Raw genomic sequence first — 5,448 nt, 5'->3', positions numbered from 1 at the left:
GGACTGGCGACGCGTCGCAACTCGATACGACAGGTGCCCGAAGGTGTTTCTGTCAGCCATCGCACTCGCCGCCACCGTGATCTATTGGCTGTGAGTCCTGACCCTAGAGTTGCTCTGCTTGATAGCCGACCGAATTTTCTTGAATGCTTTACCCTTCGTGACCATGTCGTACCGTGACTGCCATGAGTGGACTATGAAATTGTCTGGATCCAAGTCAATCTCTGACGTATGTATCGTTTCAAGGATCTTCTCCCACTTTATTTTAGCGTGATCCACGCTACCTTTCGACTTCTGGTGTCTGACAAAGTGGTTCTTTAGAAGGTCTGACAAAGCCAAATCTTTGCCACGTGTATTTAGCGTTTCAAATATGAGATAAGCATCATCTTCATCGTCCAAGTTCACCAAAATTATACTCAGGCTAAGCAGTGTTTTTCGAAGCAGGCGCAACCAATCCAGCGCGGCCTCTTTTCTATCCTTCAGATCCTCTATGGTTGGATCTCCCAAAAAGGTGTCTGCCTTGGCTTGCAGTTTCGCTTTGAAGCTCTCAAATGCAACTGAAATTGACTTCTCTTCCGGCCCAATTTCAAGCGGTATCTCGGGGTCGCCAATCTTAAAAACCTGCTCCTGGAGATAAGGGAAGGAGCTTTCAGTCTCCAAAACGAACACGTCCAAATTATCTACGTCTTTGCGCTCAATGAACTGCTGGAGCCCAATGGCAGAATTTTCGCTATCCAATAAGAAAAATTGATCACGTATTGCGCTCAGGAAGATGGCTACTGTAGTTAACCTCTGCTGGCCATCTACAACAGCAAGCTTTCCAGACTTTGTTTCATAGACCACCATGGAGCCAATAAAATAAGTTTCGCCGAGGTTTGAGTTCACGTCAGACCAAAACTCGTTAATTTGCTCCGCTTCCCAAGAGTAGGGTCTCTGAAATTTTGGAATTTGAAAGTAATTTCCCTGTAGAAGCTTCTCCATGCTTATATCATGAGATTCAATTTTCAAAAGTCTCTCCTAATCGCTCTTTAACTTTGCGATAACTCTTGACACATCGCACAATGATAATCCCAGCGCGAAATCTCAAGTGTCGCATACTTTCGAGCGGTGTTATAACGTGCAAAACTGTTCGGAAACAAGCCCGCCCCCGGTGTGCAGTTTCGAAGGTCGGCTGTGTCGACTGTTGAAGCTCATCGCCGCAGAGCAGCGAACTTCCGGAATCCGCCCCTCGCGAGGAAAGGTAGGTAGGTCGAGGTCGGCCCTGAGCGGACCTTGACCACGGGTCCCAATCATTGCGACGCGGCCCGTCATTGCCGCCGTTCGCTGCAGGGGCAAAATTTCGGAAGCGACTAATTACCCCTGTGCGGAAAACTCCCGTCGTTCGCGGTGGATACAACTTAGCCCCATCTGATCGCCCAGAATGCAGGAATGTGTCTTTGCAAAGTCACAGGGGCTGCTTCAGACCGAGGGTGGGGCCGCTCTAACCTGCCGTCCAAAGATCAATCTGTGGCCGCACGGCAGCTTATCAGATGCGGTCACCATGGCTTCGTGGTTTCGATCTACTACTGTCGTTCGAAGTGTCATATCTGTCGCATGGGTCCTGACGTCGAACCAGCAAAGGTTCGCAACCGCGCCCGTGATTCTGAGGAACCTTGTCTATAGCAACTGCGTTTAGGATCTAAGACATCGGGTTTGATGTGGAGAATTTCAACATTTCCATAAAAATGCCCCTGTTTTAAGAAACCCTCTTACAGGAGAGCCTCTAATGCCCACCAAGCGCATTCTGCTTGCCACTGCCCTATCAATTGCAGTCATCAATCCCTCCAATGCAGCAACGCAAACAACGCCTGCTGTAGCAACGTTGGCCGACGCAAACACCCACTCCTCTGGTTTTTCTTCGAACATTGTCCTCGTCAAAAACGATAAAAATAACAAAGGGGGCGGCCATCAGGATGTAAGCAAGGGTCATCAAAACAAAAACAAAGGCAAAAAGAATGATAAAAAAGCCGAAAAGAAAGCTGATAAATATCTGAAAAAAAATGGGAAGAAAAACCTGAAAGAGGGCAAGCAAGAAATCAAGGCCGAACGTAAACGCGAAGATCACGGCAATAGGATCAAGAGATCCATGGAAGATCGCGTGACCTTATCACAGCGACTGATGACCATTCCGGCACCATCCGACCGGGATATGTCGAAGCTGCTTTCCGCTCTGCCTTTGGCGCTTTTGGGGCAAAACGTAGCTTTCCAAAACGTTGATCAAGACCGCATGCTCACATATCGCAACTGTCCGCCCGGCCTGGCGAAGAAGGATCCGCCTTGCGTGCCCCCTGGTTTGGCGAGAGACGGTATCACTTATGATCAATGGGTGTCCTACGACGATCAAGAGTTAGAACGGATATACCAGGACAGACGTGACCGTTTTTTGCGCTCGCAAGAAATCGACGTAGGAGACATTGACCAAATTGATGATTCAGGACTTTTGCTAAGCTCTGATCAGGTGGCCCGGCTTTACGACCTTTCACCTGCCCCAGTAGGACAGCGATATGCTCTCATCGACGGCATGCCTGTACTCCTTGAGGATCGGAATTATGCCGCACTTGCGGGAATCAATGACATGGCGCTGGTTCCAAGATTGAGCAGTGCTGTGCAAGTTGCGCCCACGGCTGCGCTGACGCAGGATGAATTGATGCAAGCGTATCGTCTTCCAAAACTGGATCCAGGTTACAGCTATACCGTTCTGAACGGTGAGGTGTTGGCGCTTGAAAATGATGCATTCGACACCCTTCAGTTGATCAGGGTTGTACGGTCTGTATTCTAAGATCTTAGAATGCCTCGGGGAGAAGATGCATCTTCATCTCCCCGATTAACAGGCGCGCTGATATGTCCGCCTTTGGCTGAAAATCGCTGATCCACCATACTTCTGGAGACGGAACACCAACATCGACACCGACATTGCCGGCGTTGATGGCGATAGCCTCATCGGTGGTCTGACCACCGGTTACGACTACGATCTGGGCAACTGGGTCATTGGTGCTGGTCTGGACTACGACTGGACCGACGTCGGTCTGGGCAACGTTCCCGAAACCACCGTCGACAACGTCTTCCGCGCCAAACTGCGCGGCGGTTACAAGCTGGGCAACGGTCTGTGCTCTATGCAACCGGTGGCTATGCTATGGCTGACACCAACAACGTCGGCGACTCCGATGGCTACTTTGTTGGCGGTGGCTACGAGCACCGACCCGTCCCACGAACAGGGTTTTCCTCACCTTCCGATGACTAATGATTCTCGCTAAGAACAAGTCATCGGTGTATGAGAAGTTCTCCTCGCAAGCGCACTTTGACGTGCATAATGAGGGTCCCAATCAACAGAAGGTCGTTGCAGATGTCCGAAGCTGAACCGTTATTCGGCTTTTCGCCGACACACCTTCTCACTGCCGCGGTCGGTGCGGCAGTGTTTGTGGCATACCTGCTTCCACGCATCAGTTTTCTGCGTGCAGCTTCCTCCTCTGCCGTTTTAATGATCCTCGGTTTGGCGACCTTCACATTCATTCCCGGAATGCCCGCGGCGCTCGATCCAACGGTCTCACCCCGGATATGGGAGATGATCAGCGAGTTCGTGGTGATCGTCGTCCTCTTCGCGACCGGGCTGCGGATCGACAACATCAGCAACTGGAGCCGTTGGCGCCCGACCGTGCGTCTGCTTTTGATCGCAATGCCACTCACGATTGCGGCGGTCGCCCTGCTTGGATGGGCGCTGGCCGGTATGACAGCTGCCGGAGCGGTACTTTTGGGTGCGGTCCTGTCACCGACAGATCCGGTTCTGGCCGGAGACGTGCAGGTCGGCCCGCCAGGTGAAGGCGGTGAACATCCGGTGCGCTTTACCCTGACAGCCGAGGCTGGACTGAACGATGGTCTTGCCTTTCCGTTCGTTTATCTTGGTTTGATCATCGCGGCCCAGGGCGCCGATCCTTCGACGTGGCTGGTGGAGTGGATCGCGCGCGACGTGATCTACCGCATCGTGGTCGGGGCGCTGGTAGGGGCATTGGTTGGCTGGCTGTTGGGCAAAAGCCTCTTTTCCAGCTGGGGAAGCCGCGCCATCGAAACCGGCGGGCCCGGCGTGCTGGCCCTCGGCGCGGTCCTGCTTTGCTATGGCATTGTCGAACTGGCCGAAGGCTATGGATTCATCGGAGCCTTCGCAGCAGGTCTCATGTGTCGGCGCGTTCAGGAAAAGCATCACTTCCATAAACGATTGCACGCTTTCAGTGAGGCGCTCGAACATGCCCTGACGGCCGTTCTGCTGATCATGCTTGGCAGCACCCTTCCTGCCCTATGGCCCGTTCTGGACTGGTGGCACACATTGATCGGGTTCGGCCTCCTTTTGATCATCCGGCCGCTGGCCGGTTGGCTGGCCTTGCTTGGAACCGGAATGACCTCAGGCGATCGGTTGATTGTTGGTTTCTTCGGCGTGCGCGGAATAGGATCAATCTATTACGTGGGCTACGCGACCGGGCACATGGAGTTCGTGAACGAGGATCAGCTCTGGGCTTTGGTAGCCTACACGATTTTTGCCTCCGCCCTCCTTCATGGCGCGACCAGCTTTCTCGTCGATCAGTACGCTTCTCCCTGGAGCGGCGATCGTGCATCCAGTAGCATCCGTGACGATCCGCAGTTGGCGTCAAAAAATTGACGCAAGCAGCAGACTCACATCTCCACGCGTTACAATAGTGTCATAGCACACAAGAGCACTGGGGACGTTCTTTACTGCTTAGCGAAACTGCCACCCAAGGTCTGCTTTTGATCTTGTGGTCAACCCGTTTCGTGTCCGCGGTCAACGCTCTTTCGGAATATTTTGCAGCGAGAGGGATCGGCCGTCTTGAAGCGAAAAAGCAGACGTTTGCACGGAGGTGATCGAAAGACGGCTTTGGGTCAATCACATTCCAGAAACTGACCAAAGTTCGTAAGTTTGCAACCTCCATTTTTATGCGCATTTCTGCCCTTCAAGGGAATTGGCTCGCTTGGATTTCGCGTTAAAAAATGTCAAGTGACGGCAGTCAGCCGATCTTTGACGTCGTGATGCCTAAACGCGGCTACGTCACGTTACATAAGGTGCACAACGGACATCTGATCTCCTTCTCATTGAAGATCAGCAGACTGCAATTCGTAGCTAATGTCAGCGTCCAAATTTCGAAGAATAGCTCAGCTCTGACAATGGCACTTCGTGGAACTTGGATCAATTTTCACCAGACCGTTGGACGCACGACACATGACTTTTGCATTTCGTACAAGTCACACTGCATATCAGGTTGTTGTGATGGATCGCTGGCATGAACCAAGCGATTCTTTATGGCTTCTTCGCGGTTTGTGTGGGTGTGCGGGTCTCCGGTCAGTTCACGACCACACCAGATGTTGTGTCGTAGGGTGACGCGGGCAGGTGCTTGAGCCGACCGGCGA

The 5,448-nt window shown here is 52.4% G+C and carries 5 protein-coding genes and 1 pseudogene; 3 read left to right on the top strand and 3 right to left on the bottom strand.

The features are described 5' to 3' along the window. Positions 1 to 94: pseudogene (locus V8352_RS21255) on the top strand (IS5/IS1182 family transposase); the annotation flags it as partial. Here V8352_RS21255 and V8352_RS21250 read toward each other — a convergent pair. After that, positions 82 to 1,005, bottom strand: coding sequence for a DUF262 domain-containing protein (locus V8352_RS21250; protein WP_336426255.1), 924 nt, complete (start codon positions 1,003 to 1,005; stop codon positions 82 to 84). The pseudogene V8352_RS21255 and the gene V8352_RS21250 overlap by 13 nt on opposite strands. Positions 1,006 to 1,762: 757 nt before the next feature. On the opposite strand from V8352_RS21250, the gene V8352_RS21245 reads away from it, so the two are divergent. Continuing rightward, positions 1,763 to 2,815 carry a transketolase gene (locus tag V8352_RS21245; RefSeq protein ID WP_336426254.1) on the top strand — a complete coding sequence of 351 codons (1,053 nt, stop codon included), beginning with the start codon at positions 1,763 to 1,765 and terminating at the stop codon, positions 2,813 to 2,815. 4 nt (positions 2,816 to 2,819) lie between these two features. On the opposite strand, the gene V8352_RS21240 is transcribed toward V8352_RS21245, so the two are convergent. Then, positions 2,820 to 3,155, bottom strand: coding sequence for a hypothetical protein (locus V8352_RS21240; protein ID WP_336426253.1), 336 nt, complete (start codon positions 3,153 to 3,155; stop codon positions 2,820 to 2,822). Positions 3,156 to 3,379: 224 nt separating this feature from the next. On the opposite strand from V8352_RS21240, the gene V8352_RS21235 reads away from it, so the two are divergent. Further along, positions 3,380 to 4,684, top strand: a complete 1,305-nt coding sequence (locus V8352_RS21235; RefSeq protein WP_336426252.1) for a cation:proton antiporter — start codon at positions 3,380 to 3,382, stop codon at positions 4,682 to 4,684. A gap of 550 nt (positions 4,685 to 5,234) precedes the next feature. Here V8352_RS21235 and V8352_RS21230 read toward each other — a convergent pair. Further along, positions 5,235 to 5,448: hypothetical protein (locus tag V8352_RS21230; protein ID WP_336426251.1), on the bottom strand; the 214-nt coding region annotated here is incomplete at its 5' end.

Origin of the sequence: Roseovarius sp. D0-M9, assembly GCF_037083805.1 — a bacterium.
Classification (GTDB): Bacteria; Pseudomonadota; Alphaproteobacteria; order Rhodobacterales; family Rhodobacteraceae; genus Roseovarius.
This window is presented reverse-complemented; position numbering and strand designations above follow the sequence as displayed.